This window comes from Ornithinibacter aureus (assembly GCF_009858245.1).
In the GTDB taxonomy this organism is placed as follows: Bacteria; Actinomycetota; Actinomycetes; order Actinomycetales; family Dermatophilaceae; genus Fodinibacter; species Fodinibacter aureus.
This window is the reverse complement of record NZ_VMSB01000001.1, coordinates 1,572,537-1,591,837: the sequence shown is the minus strand read 5'-3', so window position 1 is coordinate 1,591,837 and position 19,301 is coordinate 1,572,537. Positions and strand designations below refer to the sequence as shown.

Here is a 19,301-nt window from a genome sequence, read left to right as displayed (position 1 = left end):
CCTGGAATGCCTCGTAGCCTGAAAAAGGGCCCCTTCATCGATGACCACCTTCAGAAGAAGGTGGATGTCCAGAACGAAGCGGGCACCAAGAACGTCATCAAGACCTGGTCGCGCCGGTCGGTCATCTCGCCCGACATGCTCGGCCACACCCTCGCCGTCCACGACGGCCGCAAGCACGTCCCGGTGTTCGTCACCGAGTCGATGGTCGGCCACAAGCTCGGCGAGTTCGCACCGACGCGCACCTTCAAGGGTCACGTCAAGGACGACAAGAAGGGGCGTCGTCGCTGATGGCCACCGAAACCACTGTCACCGAGGCTCGCGCTGTCGCGCGCCACGTCCGGGTGACCCCGCAGAAGGCCCGTCGGGTCATCGACCTCATCCGGGGCAAGCACGCCACGGATGCCGTGTCGGTCCTGAAGTTCGCGCCCCAGGGCGCGGCCGAGCCGATCCTCAAGGTCCTCGAGTCCGCGATCGCCAACGCCCGGTTCAAGGCTGACGCCGCGGCCGAGCGCTTCGACGAGCGTGACCTCATCATCGCCTCCGCGTTCATCGACGAGGGGCCCACCATGAAGCGTTTCCGTCCGCGGGCCCAGGGCCGCGCCGGTCGCATCAACAAGCGCACGAGCCACATCACCGTGGTCGTCGCTCCCAAGCCCGCCAAGGCCACGAACGGAGGCAATCGCTGATGGGACAGAAGGTCAACCCGCACGGCTTCCGTCTGGGCATCACAACCGAGCACCGCAGCCGCTGGTTCGCCGACTCCACCAAGGAGGGTCAGCGCTACCGCGACTACGTCAAGGAGGACGTGGCGATCCGCAAGCTCATGTCTGAGGGCATGGACCGCGCCGGCATCGCCCGCGTCGACATCGAGCGCACCCGTGACCGGGTTCGCGTCGACATCCACACCGCCCGTCCGGGCATCGTCATCGGTCGCCGTGGCGCCGAGGCCGACCGCATCCGCGGCGAGCTCGAGAAGCTCACCGGCAAGCAGGTGCAGCTCAACATCCTCGAGGTCAAGAACCCCGAGGTCGAGGCCCAGCTCGTCGCGCAGGGCATCGCCGAGCAGCTCAGCGCTCGCGTGTCGTTCCGTCGCGCCATGCGCAAGGGCATGCAGTCCGCCACCCGCGCCGGCGCCAAGGGCATCCGTGTCCAGGTGTCCGGTCGTCTCGGCGGCGCCGAGATGAGCCGCACCGAGTTCTACCGCGAAGGCCGTGTGCCCCTGCACACCCTGCGCGCGCAGATCGACTACGGCTTCTACGAGGCCAAGACCACCTTCGGCCGCATCGGCGTCAAGGTGTGGATCTACAAGGGCGACATGACGGCTCGTGAGCTCGCCGCCCAGCAGGCCACCGCACCCCGCCAGAACCGCGGCCCCCGTCGTGACGGCGCAGACCGTCCGGCCCGTGCCCGCCGCAGCGACGCCCCCGCCCCCGTGGCCGAGGCTCCCGCTGAGCAGGCTCCGGTTGCCGCGAGCACCGAGGAGTCCTGACCATGTTGATTCCCCGTCGAGTCAAGCACCGCAAGCAGCACCACCCGGGTCGCTCGGGCGCTGCCAAGGGTGGCACGACCATCGCATTCGGTGACTACGGCATCCAGGCTCTCGAGCCCGCCTACGTCACCAACCGTCAGATCGAGTCCGCGCGTATCGCGATGACCCGCTACATGAAGCGTGGCGGAAAGGTCTGGATCAACATCTACCCGGACCGTCCGCTCACGAAGAAGCCTGCCGAGACCCGCATGGGTTCCGGTAAGGGTTCGCCGGAGTGGTGGATCGCCAACGTCAAGCCGGGCCGTGTCATGTTCGAGGTCTCCGGTGTTTCCGAGGAGATCGCCCGCGAGGCCATGCGTCTCGCGATGCACAAGTTGCCGATGAAGTGTCGCTTCGTCCGGCGTGAGGGTGGTGACTTCTGATGGCAGTCGGTTCCCAGGACCTGACCTCCAAGGAGCTGCGGGGTCTCGAGGACGAGCGACTCGTCGACGAGCTGCGCAAGGCCAAGGAGGAGCTGTTCAACCTCCGCTTCCAGTCGGCCACGGGCCAGCTGGACAACCACGGTCGGCTGCGCGCCGTCCGCAAGGACATCGCCCGGATCTACACCGAGATGCGTGAGCGCGAGCTCGGCATCGGCGTGAAGGGTGACGCCAAGTGAGCGAGACGACGAAGGATGAGAACGTGACCGACACCCAGGGTGCGGACCGCAACGACCGCAAGACCCGTCAGGGCTACGTCGTGAGCGACAAGATGGACAAGACCGTCGTGGTCGAGGTCGAGGACCGCGTCAAGCACGCGCTCTACGGCAAGGTCATGCGGCGCTCGAGCAAGGTCAAGGCGCACGACGAGGCCAACGCCGCCGGCGTCGGTGACCGCGTCCTCATCATGGAGACCCGCCCGCTCAGCGCGACCAAGCGCTGGCGCGTGGTGGAGATTTTGGAGAAGGCCAAGTGATTCAGCAGGAGTCGCGACTGCGCGTCGCCGACAACACCGGTGCCAAGGAGATCCTGTGCATCCGTGTTCTCGGTGGCTCCGGTCGCCGGTATGCGGGAATCGGCGACACGATCGTCGCCACCGTCAAGGACGCGATCCCGGGCGGCAACGTCAAGAAGGGCGACGTCGTCAAGGCGGTCATCGTCCGCACGAAGAAGGAGCGTCGTCGTGCTGACGGCTCCTACATCAAGTTCGATGAGAACGCGGCAGTGATCCTCAAGAACGACGGTGACCCCCGGGGCACCCGCATCTTCGGCCCCGTCGGCCGTGAGCTGCGCGAGAAGAAGTTCATGAAGATCATCAGCCTCGCTCCGGAGGTGCTCTGAGCCATGGCGTCGATGAAGATCAAGAAGGGTGACACCGTCCAGGTGCTCACCGGCAAGGACAAGGGCGCCACGGGCAAGGTCATCGCGGTCAACCGTGAGACCAGCCGCGTGACGGTCGAGGGTGTCAACCGGGTCACCCGGCACACCAAGGCCGGCCAGTCCTCCCGGGGCAGCCGCACCGGTGGGCTCGTCGTCCAGGAAGCGCCCATCCACGTGAGCAACGTGGCGGTCGTGGACCCGTCCGACAAGAAGCCGACCCGGATCAAGACCCGCGTCGAGACCGTCGAGCGTGACGGCCGCCAGAAGGCGAGCCGTGTGCGCGTCGGCGTGCGCTCGGGCAAGGACCTGTGAGAGACATGGCAGACACCGCAACCAAGCCGCGCCTGAAGACGCGCTACCAGGACGAGATCAAGCCCGCCCTGCGTGAGCAGTTCGACTACTCGAACGTCATGCAGATCCCGGGTGTCGTCAAGGTCGTCGTCAACATGGGTGTCGGCGACGCCGCCAAGGACAGCAAGCTCATCGAGGGTGCCGTTCGCGACCTCACCGCCATCACCGGTCAGAAGCCGGTCGTGACCAAGGCTCGCAAGTCCATCGCCCAGTTCAAGCTGCGTGAGGGCATGCCGATCGGCGCGCACACCACGCTGCGTGGCGACCGCATGTGGGAGTTCCTCGACCGCCTCGTGAGCACGGCCCTGCCGCGCATCCGCGACTTCCGTGGCCTGTCGCCCAAGCAGTTCGACGGCCGTGGCAACTACACCTTCGGTCTGACCGAGCAGTCGATGTTCCACGAGATCGACCAGGACAAGATCGACCGCGTCCGCGGCATGGACATCACGGTCGTCACCACGGCGACGAACGACGACGAGGGACGTGCGCTGCTCAAGGCGCTCGGCTTCCCGTTCAAGGAGAACTGAGCAATGGCCAAGACTGCCCTCGTCAACAAGGCGAACAAGAAGCCGAAGTTCGCGGTTCGCGGCTACACCCGCTGCCAGCGCTGCGGCCGTCCGCACTCGGTCTACCGCAAGTTCGGCCTGTGCCGGATCTGCCTGCGGGAGATGGCCCACCGCGGCGAGCTCCCCGGCGTCACCAAGTCCAGCTGGTGAACCTCGGGATGCCGGCCGGTCACCGACCCGGCATCCCACCCGCCGCACCCACGCGGCATCCATGAACCACACCATCTACATCGCAGGTCCGCCCGGCCGCCTGGCCGGGAGGAAACCGTGATGAGGGAGGGCGGAAGCCCCAATGACCATGACCGACCCGATCGCGGACATGTTGACCCGCGTCCGTAACGCCAACTCGGCGCACAAGGACGCAGTCTCCATGCCGTTCTCGAAGCTCAAGAGCCACATCGCGGAGATCCTCGAGGCCGAGGGTTACATCGCCGGGTGGACCGTCGAGGACGCTGAGGTGGGCCAGACGCTCACCATCAACCTCAAGTACGGCCCCAACCGTGAGCGTTCCATCGCCGGTGTGCGCCGCGTCTCCAAGCCGGGCCTGCGCGTGTACGCCAAGTCCACCAACCTGCCGAAGGTTCTCGGTGGCCTGGGTGTCGCGATCATCTCGACGTCGTCCGGCCTGCTGACTGACCGTCAGGCCGCCAACAAGGGTGTGGGTGGGGAAGTCCTCGCCTACATCTGGTAAGGGGTACTGACATGTCACGCATCGGACGTCTCCCCGTCACCGTCCCCTCGGGTGTCGACATCGCCATCGATGGCCAGACCGTCAAGGTCAAGGGCCCCAAGGGCGAGCTCAGCCACGTGGTGGCCGAGCCGATCACCGTCGAGACCAACGACGGCGTTCTCGAGGTCAAGCGCCCCGACGACGCGCGCACGTCGCGCTCGCTGCACGGCCTGACCCGCTCGCTCATCAACAACATGGTGCTCGGCGTCACCGACGGCTACGAGAAGAAGCTGGAGATCCACGGCACCGGCTACCGCGTGCTGGCCAAGGGCTCCAACCTCGAGTTCGCCCTCGGCTACTCGCACTCGATCACCGTCGAGCCGCCCGCCGGCATCACCTTCGTGGTCGAGAACCAGACCCGGTTCTCGGTCCAGGGCATCGACAAGCAGCTCGTCGGCGAGGTCGCCGCGAACATCCGCAAGCTCCGCAAGCCCGACCCGTACAAGGGCAAGGGCGTCCGCTACGCGGGCGAGCAGATCCGCCGCAAGGTCGGAAAGGCTGGTAAGTAAGCCATGGCACTGATCGTCAAGCGCGCCAAGGGCAAGAGCGCCTCCCGCGCCCGTCGCCACTTCCGCGTCCGCAAGGTCGTCACCGGTACCACCGGGCGTCCCCGCCTCGTCGTGTCCCGCTCGTCGCGCCACGTCTTCGTCCAGGTCGTCGACGACACCGTGGGCAAGACGCTGGCCTCGGCCTCCACCATGGAGGCGGACCTGCGCTCCTTCGACGGTGACAAGACCGCCAAGGCCAAGAAGGTCGGTGAGCTCGTCGCCGAGCGCGCCAAGGCTGCCGGCGTCGAGGCCGTCGTCTTCGACCGTGGCGGCAACAAGTACCACGGTCGCGTCGCCGCCATCGCTGATGGCGCTCGCGAAGGCGGTCTGTCCCTGTGATCGCCACCCAGAACACCCCCGTTGTTGAGATGAGGAACATCTGATGCCAGGACCCCAGCGTCGAGGCACCGGCGGACCCGCAACCGCCGAGCGCGGCGGCCGCGAAGGTCGCGGTGGCCGTGAGGGCGGTCGCGGCGGTCGTGACGCCCGCGAGCCCGAGAAGAGCCAGTACATCGAGCGCGTCGTGACGATCAACCGCGTCGCCAAGGTCGTCAAGGGTGGTCGTCGCTTCAGCTTCACCGCGCTCGTCGTCGTCGGTGACGGTGACGGCACCGTCGGTGTCGGCTACGGCAAGGCCAAGGAAGTTCCCGCCGCGATCGCCAAGGGTGTCGAGGAGGCCAAGAAGGAGTTCTTCAAGGTCCCGCGCATCCAGGGCACCATCCCGCACCCCGTCCAGGGTGAGGCCGCTGCCGGTGTCGTCATGCTCCGTCCCGCCAGCCCCGGTACCGGTGTCATCGCCGGTGGTCCGGTGCGTGCGGTCCTGGAGTGCGCCGGCATCCACGACGTGCTGTCCAAGAGCCTCGGGTCGGACAACGCGATCAACATCGTCCACGCGGCGGTCGCGGCCCTGAAGGGTCTCGAGCGTCCGGAGCAGGTCGCGGCGCGCCGTGGCCTCCCGGTGGACCGAGTCGCCCCCGCGGCGATGCTGCGTGCTCAGGCCGCCGGCATCGCCGAGGCGAAGGCTGGTGCGTGATGGCCCGTCTCAAGGTGACCCAGACCCGTTCCGAGATCGGTGGCAAGCAGAACCAGCGTGACACGCTGCGCAGCCTCGGTCTGAAGCGCATCGGCGACGTCGTCGTCAAGGAGGACCGTCCCGAGATCCGCGGGATGGTCAAGACGGTGACCCACCTGGTCGCTGTCGAGGAGGTTGAGTGAACATGGCAGACACCAAGAAGGCCGCACAGGCCGCCGAGGGTGCCGCAGCGCTGAAGGTGCACCACCTTCGCCCCGCGCCGGGCACCAAGTCCGCCAAGATCCGCGTCGGTCGCGGTGAGGGTGGTCGTCGTGGCAAGACCGCCGGTCGCGGTACCAAGGGCACCAAGGCCCGGTACCAGGTGCCGGAGGGCTTCCAGGGTGGCACCACGCCGCTGCACATGCGGTTCCCGAAACTTCGCGGCTTCAAGAACCCGTTCCGCACCGAGTACCAGGTCGTGAACCTCGACAAGCTCAGCTCGCTGTTCCCCGAGGGTGGCGACGTGAGCATCGAGGACCTCGTGTCCAAGGGTGCCGTGCGCAACGGACAGCTCGTGAAGGTGCTCGGCAGCGGTGAGATCACCGTGGCCGTGAACGTCACGGCCGACGCGTTCTCCGCGAGCGCCAAGCAGAAGATCGAGGCGGCGGGCGGCTCGGCGACGACCGCCTGACCCTCTGCATTGACCGGATGCCGTAGGGCTGGGTCCCGGGACACCTCGGGAACCTGCTCTACGGCATCCGGCGTTCAAGCCCCGATACGCGCCGTGCCCTGTGCGGCGGGTATCTTGTGACGGATTGTTGACGACGCGGCCACCACACCAGGCTGCACTTCTGGAGGACCTGTGCTCACCGCTTTCGGCCGCGCGTTCAAGACGCCGGACCTGCGCAGGAAGATTCTGTTCACCCTGTCGATCATCACGCTGTACCGCCTCGGCGCGCACGTGCCGACCCCGGGTGTCAGCTACCCGCTCGTGCAGCAGTGCATCAGCGGCGCGGACAACAGCAACGGGCTGCTCGGCCTGGTCAACCTGTTCAGCGGCGGCGCGCTGTTGCAGTTGTCGATCTTCGCGCTCGGGATCATGCCGTACATCACGGCCAGCATCATCGTGCAGCTCTTGACGGTGGTGATCCCGCGGTTCGAGGCCCTGAAGAAGGAGGGCCAAGCGGGCCAGACGAAGATGACGCAGTACACGCGCTATCTGACCATCGCGTTGGCCGTGCTGCAGTCCTCGACGCTCATCACCTTCGCGCAGAACCCGGCCTCGCTGTTCAACAACCCGGCGTGCACGAACATCCTCAGCAACGACTCGGTCGTGACCATCCTCATCATGGTGCTGACCATGACGGCCGGTACCGGTGTCGTCATGTGGATGGGTGAGCTGATCACCGACAAGGGCATCGGCAACGGCATGTCCCTGCTGATCTTCACCTCCATCGCCGCCGGCTTCCCGGCCTCGCTGTGGGCCATCCAGCAGCGCTCCGGCTGGGACGTCTTCATCGGGATCATCCTCATGGGCTTCGTGGTCATCTCGCTCGTCGTGTTCGTCGAGCAGAGCCAGCGACGCATCCCCGTGCAGTACGCCAAGCGGATGGTGGGGCGTCGCGTCTACGGGGGCACCTCGACCTACATCCCGCTCAAGGTGAACATGGCCGGTGTCATCCCCGTCATCTTCGCCAGCTCGCTGATGTCCCTGCCCATGCTGCTGGCGCAGTTCAACCAGCGCGCCGACGGCAACAACGCCGGCTGGGTCGACTGGATCAACGCCAACCTCGTGACCGGTGACAAGCCCATGTACATGGCGCTCTACATCGGCCTCATCCTCTTCTTCACGTTCTTCTACGTGTCGATCACGTTCAACCCGACCGAAGTCGCCGACAACATGAAGAAGTACGGCGGCTTCATTCCAGGTATTCGCGCCGGGCGACCCACGGCCGAGTACCTCAGCTACGTCCTTACCCGGATCACGGTGCCGGGCGCGATCTACCTCGCGCTCATCTCGCTCATCCCGCTGATCGCGCTCGTCCTCGTCGATGCCAACCAGAACTTCCCCTTCGGTGGTACCTCCATCCTCATCATCGTGGGTGTCGGTCTGGAGACGGTGAAGCAGATCGAGGCCCAGCTCCAGCAGCGCCACTATGAAGGGTTCCTCCGCTGATGCGTCTTCTCATCCTCGGCCCTCCCGGTGCCGGCAAGGGCACCCAGGCGGCCCGGATCGCCGAGCACTTCGGCATTCCGGCGATCTCCACCGGTGACATCTTCCGGGCCAACATCAAGAACGAGACCGAGCTCGGGCTCCAGGTCAAGTCGATCCTGGCGTCGGGGGGCTTCGTCAGTGACGAGGTGACCAACGCGATCGTCGCCGACCGCCTGGCGCAGGACGACTGCCAGGCAGGCTTCCTGCTCGACGGTTACCCGCGCACGCTGCCGCAGGTGGCCGCGCTCGATGAGCTGCTGGCGTCCACGGGCCAGACGCTCGAGCACGTGCTCGAGCTGACCGTCGACGAGGATGCCGTGGTGCAGCGGCTTCTCAAGCGCGCCGCGGTCGAGGGCCGGGCCGACGACACCGAGGACGTCATCCGCGAGCGGATGGCCATCTACCACCGCGAGACCAAGCCGCTGTCGGACACCTTCCGTGAGCGCGGCGTCCTCGTCGAGGTCGACGGCATGGGCGAGGTCGACGAGGTCACGCAGCGGGTGCTGGCCGCCCTGGCCTGATCGGGCACCAGCCCCTCTCAGTCGAGAGTAAGCGAATCGCCGTGCGGCCTCCGGGCCGCACGGCGATTCGCCTACTCTCGACCCGGGCGGAGGCGAGGGCTGTGGAAAACTTCGGATGCCGTGTGGCGGCATCCGTGAGGCTGTCAGCACCATGCGAGCCTCCCCACTGCCGGACGGACTCGGGCCCGGGCCGTTCTCGACGGCTCAGTCCCGAGTGTTCGGCGTCGCGCCCTCGCGGCTCCGGCGCTTGGATCTCGTGCACCCGACGCACGGAGCGCACGCGCTGGTCAGTGCTGACTCGTTGGTGCAGCGGCTTGCCGCCTTCCAGGTGGCGATGCCCGATGGTCGTGCGTTCTCGCACCTCACGGCTGCGGTCCTGTGGGAATCCCGCTGCCCTTCACCATCGAACAGTGTGCAGGTGCGCTCGACGCGACGGTCGACGTGATCGCACGGACGGACGACGGCATGTCGACCCGGGATGGGGTCCGGGGCCACCGGGGGCTTGAACTCCGTGCGGTCGCGACGCCACACGGCACGGGCCTGACCGTCGTTGATCTCGCGGACACCTGGTGTGATCTCGGCGAGCTGCCCAGGGGGTCACTCTCCTTGACCGATCTCGTCGTCGCGGGGGACGCGGTGGTCGCGCAGCTGGACGCGAGGTTCTCCAAGCCGGTCGGTCGGACCATTCTGGAGCGGACGCTGAAGGGCCGGGTGCGTCCGCGCGGTGCCGTGGTCCTGCGTCAGGCCCTGGCCCTGGTCCGGCACCGCGTTCGGTCTCCGATGGAGAGCCGGGCCAGGCTCATGTTCGTCTTCGCGGGCTTCCCCGAGCCAGAGGTCAACGCGCCCTTGACGGACCTCCAGGGTGGTTGGCTCGCGGAAGGTGATCTCGTGTGGCGCGCGCAGCGAGTGGTCGGTGAGTACCAGGGCCGGGACCATGCCGACCCCGCACAGGCGAGCATCGACTCGTTCCGCCGCCAGCTGCTGGAGGACAACATGTGGCGAGTCAAGGACCTGTGGAGCGAGGACACCCGCCACGGCGCTCGTCGCCGGACCACGCTCCTGAGCTTCGCGAACGCGCTCGAGCTCGACCCGGCATCCCTCATTCTCGACTGACGGGTCCCTCCACCGTTCCAGCCCGGCCCCGACCGCTCAGTTCCGCCAGTCGAGAGTAGGCGAATCGCCGTGCAGGCAGAGCCGGTGACGGCGATTCGCCTACTCTCGACTGGTCGGGGGAGATGGTCGGGGGCGTGCCGAGGCCGCAGGTAGGGTTTCGCGCATGGGTCTTTTCAACCGTGACCGCTGCGAGGGCAAGAACCCCGAGCAGCTCGCCGGCATGCGCACCGCCGGTCTCCTCGTCGGCCGCACGCTCGAGGTGGTGGCCGCCGCGGTCCGCCCGGGCATGACGACGCTCGACCTCGACACGTTGGCCGAGACGCACATCCGCGACCACGGCGGCATCCCCAACTTCCAGCTCGTGCCCGGCTACCGCCACACCCTGTGCACGAGCGTCAACGACGAGATCGTCCACGGCATGCCTGGCTCGCGAGTGCTGAAGGAGGGTGACGTGCTCTCCATCGACTGCGGCGCCCAGGTTGGCCTATGGAACGGCGACGCCGCCATCAGCGTGATCGTCGGCGGTCGCGAGGCCGGCTCTGCCCAGGACCTCGCCCTCATCGACGACACCGAGACCTCACTGTGGGCCGGCATCGCCGCCCTGCGCGTCGGGCAGAGCCTGTACGCCGTCGGCGCCGCCGTCGAGGACAGTCTCACCGCCTCGGGGGAGGAGCGCGGCTGGGAGTACGGCATCGTCGAGGACTACGTGGGCCACGGCATCGGCACGTCGATGCACATGGACCCCAACGTCCCGAACTACCGGGTCTCGGGCAAGGGCCCGAAGGTCGTCGAGGGTACGACGATCTGCATCGAGCCGATGGTCACCCTCGGTGAGCAGGACAACCACGTGCTCGACGACCAGTGGACCGTCGCCACCAACGACCGGTCGCGCGCCGCCCACTGGGAGCACTCGATCGCCGCGACCTCCGCCGGGTTGTGCGTGCTCACCGCGATCGACGGTGGCGCGCAGCGACTGGCTGCCATGGGCGCACCGTTCGCCGCGATCGACCCCGCCTGACCGTCGCACGACCCCGCACGACCGGGCACTCGGCCCACCCACCCGGCCGTTCGCCGACGACTCGAACCCGCCGACCGCACACCCTCGCGGTGTGCCCGATCTCTCGCTGACCCCCCGCCGCGACGCCGTTAGGGTGGCGTGCGGGGCCCGTCTCGCGGCCCCGCCCACCGTCGGGAAGGGAGCACGATGTCGGATCCGTCCGCCGTGCCGAGCACCATCGATCTCGCCGCAGGCTTCCCCGAGCAGACCCGCGAGGACTGGCAGCGCATGGTCGCGGCCGTGCTGAACAAGGGACGCGCGCCCGACGCGCACCTCGACGGTGCCGCCGCCGAGCAGGCCCTGCGTCGCCACCTCGAGGGTGGGCTCGAGGTGGATGCCGTCTACCTGCGTGAGGATCGTGCACTCGGCGCACCCGGTCGGATGCCGTTCACGCGCGGTCGCGCGGTGCGCGACGCCTCCGCGCCCTGGGACGTCCGTCAGCGCCACGACGACCCCGACGTCGCCGTGACCCGGGCTGCCGTCCTCGACGACCTCGAGCACGGCGTGACCTCGGTCTGGCTGCACGTGGGGGACGACGGGGTCGCCGTCGCGGACCTGCCCGAGGCGCTCGCGGACGTGCGCCTCGACCTCGCCCCGGTCGTCGTGTCCTCGGTCACCCACCAGGTCGAGGCCGCCCAGGCCCTGCTCGACCACGTCGCAGACCGGTCCAGCGTCGGGGGCATCCTCGGCCTCGACCCGGTCGGCTCCGCCGCCCGCCTCGGCACCGCGCCCGATCTCGCCCCCTTGGCCGACCTCGTCCGGGCTGCTGCGGACCGCCCGGGCTGGCGCGCCGTCACCGTCGACGCCACGGTGCTGCACGACGCGGGCGCCACCGACGTCGACGCCCTCGCCGCGGCCGTCGCCACGGGTGTCGCGTACGTGCGTCACCTGGAGGCCGCCGGCATCACGCCCGCGCAGGCCTTCGACCAGATCGAGTTCCGCGTCGGGGCCAGCGCCGACCAGTTCCTGACCGCCGCGGCCCTGCGGGCCCTGCGCCGGGTGTGGGCCCGCGTCGGCGAGGCGAGTGGCGTCCCCGAGGCCGTCCGCGGTGCGCGCACCCACGCGGTTACGAGCCTGCGGATGTTCACCCGTGAGGACCCGTGGGTCAACGTCCTGCGCAGCACCCTCGCCACGTTCGGCGCCTCGATCGGTGGTGCCGACGCCATCACCGTGCTGCCGTTCGACACCGTGCTCGGCCTGCCCGAGCGCCTCGGCCGCCGACTCGCCCGCAACACCCAGATCCTGCTGGCCGACGAGGCCAACGTCGCCCGGGTCACCGACCCCGGGGGTGGGTCGTGGTACCTCGAGTCGCTCACCGACGACGTGGCCAGCGCCGTCTGGGCCCGCTTCCGACAGATCGAGGCCTCCGGTGGCGCGGTTCAGGCGCTCGCCGACGGCCTCTTCGCCTCCTGGGTCGCGGATGCCGTGGTGCAGCGCGACCGCGACCTCGCCACCCGGTCGCGTCCCCTCACGGGTGTCTCGATGTTCCCGCTGGTCGGGGAGGTCACCCCCGACCAGCGCCCCCGGGTGCATCTGCCCACCGCGGCAGGTGGGTTCGCCCCGCGACGCGACGCGACGGCATACGAGGCACTTCGTGACCGGGCCCGAGAGCTGGGCGGGCCTGCGGTCGTCGTCCACACCCTCGGCACCCGCCGGGACTTCGGTGCACGACAGGCGTTCGTCACCAACCTGCTCGCCGCCGGAGGGATATCCGCCGTGCAGGAGGGGGCGAAGGTCGCCATCCTGGCGTCCAGCCGTGCCGGTTACGCCGAGCACGGGGCGTCGGCGATCGAGGCGCTGCGTGCCGCCGGGGTCGACACCGTCCTCGTCGCAGGCCGGGCCAGCGAGCTCGGCGCCAGCGCGGGTGCCGTCGACGGCGAGGTGCACGACGGCATCGACGTCGTGGCATTCCTCTCCGACGTGCTCGACCGCCTCACCCCGCCACGTGATGCCGGCACCACCACGGAAGGTTCCCGATGAGCGCCGTCCCCGACTTCACCACCGTCGACCTCGGTGCGGCTGAGCCGACCGGGGGGACCGCGGCCGCCGCAGCCGACGACGCCCAGCCCTCGGGGGAGGTGTGGCTCACCCCGGAGCAGGTTCCGGTGAAGCCGCTCTACACCGAGGCCGACCTCGCCGGGCTCGACTTCCTCGACACCGTGCCGGGTGCACCGCCCTACCTGCGCGGCCCCTACCCGACGATGTACACGACGCAGCCGTGGACCATCCGCCAGTACGCCGGGTTCTCCACCGCCGAGGAGTCGAACGCGTTCTACCGGCGCAACCTCGCGGCCGGCCAGAAGGGCTTGTCCGTCGCCTTCGACCTGGCCACCCACCGCGGCTACGACTCCGACCACCCGCGGGTGACGGGAGACGTCGGCATGGCCGGGGTGGCGATCGACTCGATCTACGACATGCGCACCCTGTTCGACCGCATCCCGCTGGACCAGATGTCGGTGTCGATGACGATGAACGGGGCGGTCATCCCGATCCTCGCGCTGTTCGTCGTCGCCGCTGAGGAGCAGGGGGTGGCGCCCGAGCAGCTGACCGGGACCATCCAGAACGACATCCTCAAGGAGTTCATGGTCCGCAACACCTACATCTACCCGCCCGAGCCCTCGATGCGGATCATCAGCGACATCTTCGCGTTCACGAGCCAGAAGATGCCGCGGTTCAACTCGATCTCCATCTCCGGGTACCACATGCAGGAGGCCGGGGCCACGCAGGACCTCGAGCTGGCCTACACGCTGGCGGACGGGGTGGAGTACCTGCGCGCGGGCAAGGCCGTGGGCCTGGACGTCGACGTGTTCGCCCCCAGGCTGTCGTTCTTCTGGGCCATCGGCATGAACTTCTTCATGGAGGTGGCCAAGATGCGGGCCGCCCGCCTGCTGTGGGCGCGACTGGTCAAGGACCAGGGCGCCACCAACCCGAAGTCGCTCAGCCTGCGCACGCACAGCCAGACCTCGGGCTGGTCCCTGACGGCGCAGGACGTGTTCAACAACGTCGTGCGCACGTGCGTCGAGGCGATGGCCTCGACCCAGGGCCACACCCAGAGCCTGCACACCAACGCCCTCGACGAGGCCATCGCGTTGCCGACCGACTTCTCGGCGCGCATCGCCCGCAACACCCAGCTGGTGCTCCAGCAGGAGTCGGGCACGACCCGGGTCATCGACCCGTGGGCGGGGTCGGCCTACGTCGAGCGCCTCACCCACGACCTCGCGCGCCGCGCATGGGAGCACCTCGAGGAGGTCGAGGCGGCCGGTGGCATGGCGAAGGCGATCGAGGCCGGCATCCCGAAGATGCGCATCGAGGAGGCCGCGGCCCGCACCCAGGCGCGCATCGACTCGGGGCAGCAGCCGGTCATCGGCGTCAACCGCTACCCGGTCGACGAGGACGAGCCGATCGAGGTGCTCAAGGTCGACAACGCCGCCGTGCGGGCGAGCCAGGTCGCCAAGCTCGAGCGCCTGCGGGCTGAGCGCGACGAGGCCGCCACCCGCGCTGCGCTCGCGAGGATGACGGATGCCGCTCGCTCGGGTTCGGACGGCACGCTCGCCACGAACCTGCTCGCCCTCGCCATCGATGCTGCTCGCGCCAAGGCGACGGTGGGGGAGATGTCGGCGGCGATGGAGGAGGTGTTCGGCCGGTACACCGCGCAGATCCGGACGATCGGTGGCGTGTACAGCGCCGAGGCAGGTCAGGACGAGAGCGTGCTGCGTGCCCAGGCACTGGTCGAGGAGTTCGAGGCCGAGCAGGGCCGCCGCCCGCGCATCCTCGTCGCGAAGATGGGCCAGGACGGCCACGACCGCGGCCAGAAGGTCATCGCCACCGCCTTCGCCGACCTCGGGTTCGACGTCGACGTGGGCCCGCTGTTCCAGACGCCGGCCGAGGTCGCGCGCCAGGCCGTCGAGGCCGACGTGCACGTCGTCGGCGTCAGTTCGCTCGCGGCCGGACACCTCACGCTCGTTCCGGCGCTGCGCCACGAGCTCGACGCACTGGGCCGTGAGGACCTGATGATCGTCGTCGGCGGTGTCATCCCCACGCAGGACTTCGAGGCGCTGCGGGCATCCGGGGCGGACGCGATCTACCCGCCCGGCACGGTCATCAGCACGGCGGCGATCGACCTCATCGGCGACCTGCGCGAGCGGTTGGCGGCAGCCGAGTCCTCCGGCGCCTAGGCTCGCGGGCGTGCCCACTGCAGTCGACGTCGCCGCGCTCGCGGAGGCGGTCCGCTCGGGGTCGCGGGCGCACATCGCCCGGGCGATCACGCTGGTGGAGTCCACCCGTGCCGACCACCGCGAGGCCGCCGGCGCGCTGATCCGCGAGCTCACGGCATCCACCGGGTCGGCGGTTCGCGTCGGCATCAGCGGCGTACCCGGGGCCGGGAAGTCGACCTTCATCGACGCCATGGGATGCCGTCTGCTCGACCGCGGCAACCGCGTCGCCGTCGTCGCGGTCGACCCCTCGAGCCGCCGTACGGGCGGATCGATCCTCGGTGACCGCACGAGGATGGCGGCCTTCGCGTCACGCGAGGGCGCGTTCGTGCGGCCCAGCCCGTCGGGGCGCCACCTCGGCGGAGTGGCCCGGGCGACGCGCGAGTCGATGCTCGTGCTCGAGGCTGCCGGCTACGACGTCATCATCGTCGAGACGGTGGGGGTGGGGCAGAACGAGATCGCCGTCTCGGAGATGGTCGACACGTTCCTGCTGCTGACCCTGGCGCGGGCTGGCGACCAGTTGCAAGGCATCAAGCGCGGCATCCTCGAACTGGCCGACGTCATCGCCGTGAACAAGGCCGACGGCGACGGCGAGGGGCCGGCGCGGGTGGCCGCTCGCGAGCTCGCCGGGGCGATGCGACTGATGATGCCGGGCGCTGCCACTCGACGACCCCCGGTGCTGACCTGCTCGGCCCTGACCGGCGCCGGGCTCGACGAGGTGTGGGAGGCGGTGCTCGGGCACCGGGCCCACCTGGAGTCCGAAGGATCGCTGGAGGCGCGGCGCGCGCAGCAGCAGCAGGACTGGATGTGGGCGATGGTGGACGCCCACCTGCAGGACCTGGCGCGACAGACGCCGTCGGTTCACGCGCAGCGTGAGCAGATCGAGCAGGCCGTGCGCGCCGGCGACCTGAGCGCGGTCGACGGCGGTGCACGAATCCTCGAGCTCCTCACGGCCGACCTGCGAGTGGACCGGGACTGACTCGCTTCGCTCTCAGCCGCGAGCGGGAGTGAGCCACCCTGCGGGGGCGATGCCGCGACGCCGAGCGAGCCACACCAGCACCGCCGTCGTCGCCGCGGTGACGACGAGGTTGAGCACGGCCGAGACCGGCGAACCCTCGCTGGTCCCGTCGACGTAGGACTCCGCCAAGCCACCGAACAGCGACCCGGTGACCATGATGAGGATGTTGTTGATGACGTGGATGACGATGACGGCTTCGAGCCCGCCGGTGCGCCACGCCAGGTAGCAGCCGAAGAAGGCCAGCGACCCGAGCTCGAGCAGGATCCACGGGTCGAGCGACCCGTGCGCCAGGGCGAAGGCCGCCGTCGACAGCACGGTCGTGACGGCGAGGGCGACCACGGGGGAGCGGAACCACGACCCGATGCTCTGCACCAGCCCACCGCGGAAGGCGACCTCCTCCCCGGCAGCCTGCAGGGGGGTGGTGAGCAGGGTGACGGCGACGAGCCCGACCCACTGGTCGGCCCGGCCGAGGTTCTCCTGGCCGAAGATCACCCACGACGCCCCCAGATAGAGCGCCCAGATCGGCAGCACCACCGCTGTGCACCACATCGCCCACCCCCACCGGAAGCGGCCCGCCACCGAGAACACCCGACCTGGGCTGCGGCGGTGTCCCACCCACAGGGCCAGCATCGTCGCCGGGATCAGCAGGGCGAGGCCGAGGTTGCCGTAGAGGGTGCCCCACGGGTCGGTCGCCAGGTCATCGACGGTCAAGGGCATCGTCCACCCCGCCGCCCAGAAGACCGCCGTGAGCACGAGCCCCATGACGATCAGGCTGACGATGCCGACGAGGCCGGCCAGCAGGGGGCGCCACCAGCGGTGGCGCGGGCCGCGCATCTGGTGCACGTACGGGCGGGGCTCGGCCTCGGCCGCGGCGAGAGCGCGTTGCTGCCCGCTCACGGCGTCCGCCCACTCCCGCTCGCGCGCGTGCTGACGGGCGACGTCGACGAACGCGAACAGCAGGGGATGCGGCGAACGACCGGTGAGCGCGCCGATCTGCGGCTGGAACAACGAGAGGACGAAGAAGGGGTGGTTCCACAGGCTGAGCACCTCGACGGGTGCGTCGGGTGCGGTGGCCTCGACGACCCAGCCGTGCTGGGTGAGCGCCCGAACGGTCTCCTCGGTGGGCCCGTAGTCGCAGTAGTGCACGCCGACGAACGGCTGCCCGCCGACGAGGTTCGCGAAGCGGGTGCCGGGGACGGGAGTGACCGTGCGCTCCTGGCCCTGCAGGCTGCACGCGAGCGGAGCCACGGCGTTGGTCGCCCCGACGCCGTCGACCTCGGCATGGGTCGCGTGCCAGCCCAGCACGGTGCGGGAGAACTCGATGACCGCGTACTGCAACCCGCCGCACGTGCCGAGGAAGGGGATGCCGTGCTCACGCGCCCAGCGGATCGCTCGCAGCACTGCGGCGTCGTCGGCATAGGGGGAACCGGGAGCGAGCCAGACCCCGTCTAGCCCCATCTCGGCGAGGCGGTCGATGCGGGGGTCGGTCGTGCCGATCCAGACCGTCTCGACGTCGGGGCCGAGCACGGCCCTCGCGGCCTCGAGCTCCTGGTGGCTGGCGGAGGACGGGTTGAGGTCGCCGATGATGGCGATGCGCACACTCACCCGGTCACCCTATGCGTCACCGCCGCCGCGTCCTGAATGGTTGGCGTGCCCGTCAGGCAGCGACGTCGCGGGGGTGGACGCGGCGCAGACCGGGCACCTCGACGAAGCGGTCGTCGGTGGTGACGACGGCGTCGAACCCGGCGAGCAGGGCCGTCGCGGCGATGAACGCATCGCGACCGCGCGCTTGCGTGGAGGCCAACAGGTCCGTGGCCCGATCGAGAACGAGGTCGTCCATCGGGTGAACCACGCACAGGTCTCGGATCGCTCGAAGGTGGGCGACCGCCGGCGCGCGGGGACCCACACGCATCCTGTGGAAGACCACTTCCTGGAGGCACTCGGCGGCCGTGTGGATGGACAGGTGGCCGTTTGCCGCCCGTCGAAGCAGGGCCCGACAGGCTGATGTGTTCGGGTGCTCGCCCAGGGCAGTGAGGAAGACCGAGGTGTCCAGGAAGGCGAGGGGCGCGCTCATGTCTCGAGCATCTCCTCGATGTCCCGAGCACGGGCGTCGAGCATCTCGTCCCACGTCTCGCCGGGCCCGTCGCCGGTGTCGGCCGTGGCGAGCAGGAAACGGGCTGCCGCCGCCCGCCGGGCCCGGTCACGCTCCTCGTCGAAGTGCAGGTCGATGGCCGAGCGCACGATGTCGCCGACGGAGCGGCCGGTGCGCTTGGACTCCTCCGTCAACCGGGCGTGGCGCTCCTGGTCGATGAGGACGTGCAGGCGGCGCTCGAGAGTGGACATGGACCTACTGTAGACCTGCGCAGGGACATGTGCAGGTGCAGGTTTCCGCGACCAGAAGCGGACGTGGCGGGGGAGGCGAACGTGGACGGCATCCGGGCGATTTCGCCCTTGGGGCGCCCTTCCCGTAGTCTTGAGCGTCGGTCACGTGTGCGTTCGAGCATGGGTGCAAGCCTGCGAGAGCAGCACGAGGCCGATTTCCATGGGCGGTTCGACTCAACGAAAGAGTCGCCCAACGGCGGATTGAGAGGGTATGGCCAAGAAGGACGGCGTCATCGAGATCGAGGGAACGATCGTCGAAGCACTTCCGAACGCATCGTTTCGGGTTGAGCTCACGAACGGTCACAAGGTTCTCGCGCACATCTCAGGGAAGATGCGCCAGCACTACATCCGGATCCTCCCCGAGGACCGCGTGGTGGTGGAGCTCAGCCCCTACGACCTGACCCGCGGCCGCATCGTCTTCCGCTACCGCTAAATCCACACCTCGACAAGACAGCAAAGGCGACATGAAGGTTCAGCCGAGCGTCAAGAAGATCTGTGACAAGTGCAAGGTGATCCGCCGCAACGGCCGGGTCATGGTGATCTGCGAGAACCTGCGCCACAAGCAGCGCCAGGGCTGACGCACGTCACCCTGATCCTCAGCATCACCGCCTCGACAGAGGCCGCACGAGTCCCCGGACTTCGAGCACACGCACCACGATGAAGCACGCAGCACCCGACCCCCGCTGGGTCACCTGGAACTCGCAGGTGGGCACGGGATGTCACCCTCGGC

Annotated in this window: 27 protein-coding genes and 1 pseudogene; 25 read left to right on the top strand and 3 right to left on the bottom strand. The window is 69.1% G+C overall.

The genetic code is table 11. From position 1 onward, the window contains the following. Window positions 1-6 precede the first annotated feature (6 nt). The 23 genes and pseudogenes from rpsS to meaB all read left to right on the top strand — a co-directional run bounded on the left by rpsS (window position 7) and on the right by meaB (window position 16,150). Window positions 7-288, top strand: a complete 282-nt coding sequence (gene rpsS, locus C8E84_RS07545) for a 30S ribosomal protein S19 (protein WP_009775961.1) — start codon at window positions 7-9, stop codon at window positions 286-288. Further along, complete coding sequence (gene rplV / locus C8E84_RS07540) at window positions 288-686, top strand: 50S ribosomal protein L22 (protein WP_159900922.1); 399 nt, start codon at window positions 288-290, stop codon at window positions 684-686. Before rpsS ends, rplV begins: the two co-directional genes overlap by 1 nt. Then, the gene (gene rpsC / locus C8E84_RS07535) at window positions 686-1,489 is read left to right on the top strand and encodes a 30S ribosomal protein S3 (protein ID WP_159900920.1); all 804 of its coding nucleotides are present in this window, start codon (window positions 686-688) and stop codon (window positions 1,487-1,489) included. The genes rplV and rpsC overlap by 1 nt, the downstream gene beginning before the upstream one ends. Window positions 1,490-1,491: 2 nt before the next feature. After that, window positions 1,492-1,911: a 50S ribosomal protein L16 gene (gene rplP / locus C8E84_RS07530; RefSeq protein ID WP_159900918.1), complete on the top strand. Its 420-nt coding sequence runs from the start codon at window positions 1,492-1,494 to the stop codon at window positions 1,909-1,911. Further along, window positions 1,911-2,123 (top strand): annotated as a pseudogene (gene rpmC, locus C8E84_RS07525) (50S ribosomal protein L29); the annotation flags it as partial. The gene rplP and the pseudogene rpmC, both read left to right, overlap by 1 nt. A gap of 47 nt (window positions 2,124-2,170) precedes the next feature. Next, window positions 2,171-2,443 carry a 30S ribosomal protein S17 gene (rpsQ, locus tag C8E84_RS07520; protein WP_159900914.1) on the top strand — a complete coding sequence of 91 codons (273 nt, stop codon included), beginning with the start codon at window positions 2,171-2,173 and terminating at the stop codon, window positions 2,441-2,443. Continuing rightward, window positions 2,440-2,808, top strand: coding sequence for a 50S ribosomal protein L14 (rplN, locus tag C8E84_RS07515; protein ID WP_159900912.1), 369 nt, complete (start codon window positions 2,440-2,442; stop codon window positions 2,806-2,808). The genes rpsQ and rplN overlap by 4 nt, the downstream gene beginning before the upstream one ends. A 3-nt stretch (window positions 2,809-2,811) precedes the next feature. Then, a complete protein-coding gene (rplX, locus tag C8E84_RS07510) occupies window positions 2,812-3,159 on the top strand; it encodes a 50S ribosomal protein L24 (protein WP_159900910.1) in 348 nt (115 codons plus the stop codon). Window positions 3,160-3,164: 5 nt separating this feature from the next. Further along, entirely contained in the window at window positions 3,165-3,725 is a 561-nt protein-coding gene (gene rplE, locus C8E84_RS07505) for a 50S ribosomal protein L5 (RefSeq protein WP_159900908.1), read from the top strand. Between the two features lie 3 nt (window positions 3,726-3,728). Then, entirely contained in the window at window positions 3,729-3,914 is a 186-nt protein-coding gene (locus tag C8E84_RS07500) for a type Z 30S ribosomal protein S14 (RefSeq protein WP_145229691.1), read from the top strand. A gap of 142 nt (window positions 3,915-4,056) precedes the next feature. Next, window positions 4,057-4,455, top strand: coding sequence for a 30S ribosomal protein S8 (gene rpsH, locus C8E84_RS07495; protein ID WP_159900906.1), 399 nt, complete (start codon window positions 4,057-4,059; stop codon window positions 4,453-4,455). A gap of 11 nt (window positions 4,456-4,466) precedes the next feature. Beyond that, window positions 4,467-5,003 carry a 50S ribosomal protein L6 gene (gene rplF / locus C8E84_RS07490; protein WP_159900904.1) on the top strand — a complete coding sequence of 179 codons (537 nt, stop codon included), beginning with the start codon at window positions 4,467-4,469 and terminating at the stop codon, window positions 5,001-5,003. A gap of 3 nt (window positions 5,004-5,006) precedes the next feature. After that, window positions 5,007-5,381 (top strand): 50S ribosomal protein L18, encoded by a 375-nt coding sequence (gene rplR / locus C8E84_RS07485; protein WP_159900902.1) that lies wholly within the window; start codon window positions 5,007-5,009, stop codon window positions 5,379-5,381. 43 nt (window positions 5,382-5,424) lie between these two features. Next, on the top strand, window positions 5,425-6,075 hold the full coding sequence (rpsE, locus tag C8E84_RS07480; protein ID WP_159900900.1) for a 30S ribosomal protein S5: 651 nt from the start codon (window positions 5,425-5,427) through the stop codon (window positions 6,073-6,075). Next, window positions 6,075-6,257, top strand: a complete 183-nt coding sequence (gene rpmD, locus C8E84_RS07475; RefSeq protein ID WP_035931789.1) for a 50S ribosomal protein L30 — start codon at window positions 6,075-6,077, stop codon at window positions 6,255-6,257. The genes rpsE and rpmD overlap by 1 nt, the downstream gene beginning before the upstream one ends. A gap of 2 nt (window positions 6,258-6,259) precedes the next feature. Further along, the gene (gene rplO / locus C8E84_RS07470) at window positions 6,260-6,745 is read left to right on the top strand and encodes a 50S ribosomal protein L15 (protein WP_159900898.1); all 486 of its coding nucleotides are present in this window, start codon (window positions 6,260-6,262) and stop codon (window positions 6,743-6,745) included. A gap of 171 nt (window positions 6,746-6,916) precedes the next feature. Then, the gene (gene secY, locus C8E84_RS07465) at window positions 6,917-8,230 is read left to right on the top strand and encodes a preprotein translocase subunit SecY (RefSeq protein WP_159900896.1); all 1,314 of its coding nucleotides are present in this window, start codon (window positions 6,917-6,919) and stop codon (window positions 8,228-8,230) included. Next, window positions 8,230-8,790, top strand: coding sequence for an adenylate kinase (locus tag C8E84_RS07460; RefSeq protein ID WP_159900894.1), 561 nt, complete (start codon window positions 8,230-8,232; stop codon window positions 8,788-8,790). Before secY ends, C8E84_RS07460 begins: the two co-directional genes overlap by 1 nt. 606 nt (window positions 8,791-9,396) lie before the next feature. Continuing rightward, window positions 9,397-9,903 (top strand): hypothetical protein, encoded by a 507-nt coding sequence (locus tag C8E84_RS07455; protein ID WP_159900892.1) that lies wholly within the window; start codon window positions 9,397-9,399, stop codon window positions 9,901-9,903. 163 nt (window positions 9,904-10,066) lie between these two features. Continuing rightward, window positions 10,067-10,921, top strand: a complete 855-nt coding sequence (gene map, locus C8E84_RS07450) for a type I methionyl aminopeptidase (RefSeq protein WP_159900890.1) — start codon at window positions 10,067-10,069, stop codon at window positions 10,919-10,921. A 186-nt stretch (window positions 10,922-11,107) separates the two neighbouring features. After that, window positions 11,108-12,940, top strand: coding sequence for a methylmalonyl-CoA mutase family protein (locus C8E84_RS07445; protein ID WP_159900888.1), 1,833 nt, complete (start codon window positions 11,108-11,110; stop codon window positions 12,938-12,940). Continuing rightward, entirely contained in the window at window positions 12,937-15,135 is a 2,199-nt protein-coding gene (gene scpA / locus C8E84_RS07440) for a methylmalonyl-CoA mutase (protein WP_159900886.1), read from the top strand. The genes C8E84_RS07445 and scpA overlap by 4 nt, the downstream gene beginning before the upstream one ends. Before the next feature lie 10 nt (window positions 15,136-15,145). Continuing rightward, complete coding sequence (gene meaB / locus C8E84_RS07435; RefSeq protein WP_159900884.1) at window positions 15,146-16,150, top strand: methylmalonyl Co-A mutase-associated GTPase MeaB; 1,005 nt, start codon at window positions 15,146-15,148, stop codon at window positions 16,148-16,150. Window positions 16,151-16,162: 12 nt separating this feature from the next. On the opposite strand, the gene C8E84_RS07430 is transcribed toward meaB, so the two are convergent. The 3 genes from C8E84_RS07430 to C8E84_RS07420 are packed head-to-tail and all read right to left on the bottom strand — an operon-like array spanning window position 16,163 to window position 18,532. After that, window positions 16,163-17,794, bottom strand: a complete 1,632-nt coding sequence (locus C8E84_RS07430) for a CPBP family glutamic-type intramembrane protease (RefSeq protein ID WP_159900882.1) — start codon at window positions 17,792-17,794, stop codon at window positions 16,163-16,165. Between the two features lie 52 nt (window positions 17,795-17,846). Further along, window positions 17,847-18,263, bottom strand: coding sequence for a type II toxin-antitoxin system VapC family toxin (locus C8E84_RS07425; RefSeq protein WP_159900880.1), 417 nt, complete (start codon window positions 18,261-18,263; stop codon window positions 17,847-17,849). Further along, complete coding sequence (locus C8E84_RS07420) at window positions 18,260-18,532, bottom strand: antitoxin (protein WP_159900878.1); 273 nt, start codon at window positions 18,530-18,532, stop codon at window positions 18,260-18,262. Before C8E84_RS07420 ends, C8E84_RS07425 begins: the two co-directional genes overlap by 4 nt. A gap of 250 nt (window positions 18,533-18,782) precedes the next feature. Between C8E84_RS07420 and infA the strand changes: the two genes are divergently transcribed. Further along, the gene (gene infA, locus C8E84_RS07415) at window positions 18,783-19,004 is read left to right on the top strand and encodes a translation initiation factor IF-1 (protein ID WP_159900876.1); all 222 of its coding nucleotides are present in this window, start codon (window positions 18,783-18,785) and stop codon (window positions 19,002-19,004) included. 31 nt (window positions 19,005-19,035) lie between these two features. Beyond that, window positions 19,036-19,149, top strand: coding sequence for a 50S ribosomal protein L36 (rpmJ, locus tag C8E84_RS07410; protein ID WP_006592630.1), 114 nt, complete (start codon window positions 19,036-19,038; stop codon window positions 19,147-19,149). Window positions 19,150-19,301: the final 152 nt, after the last annotated feature.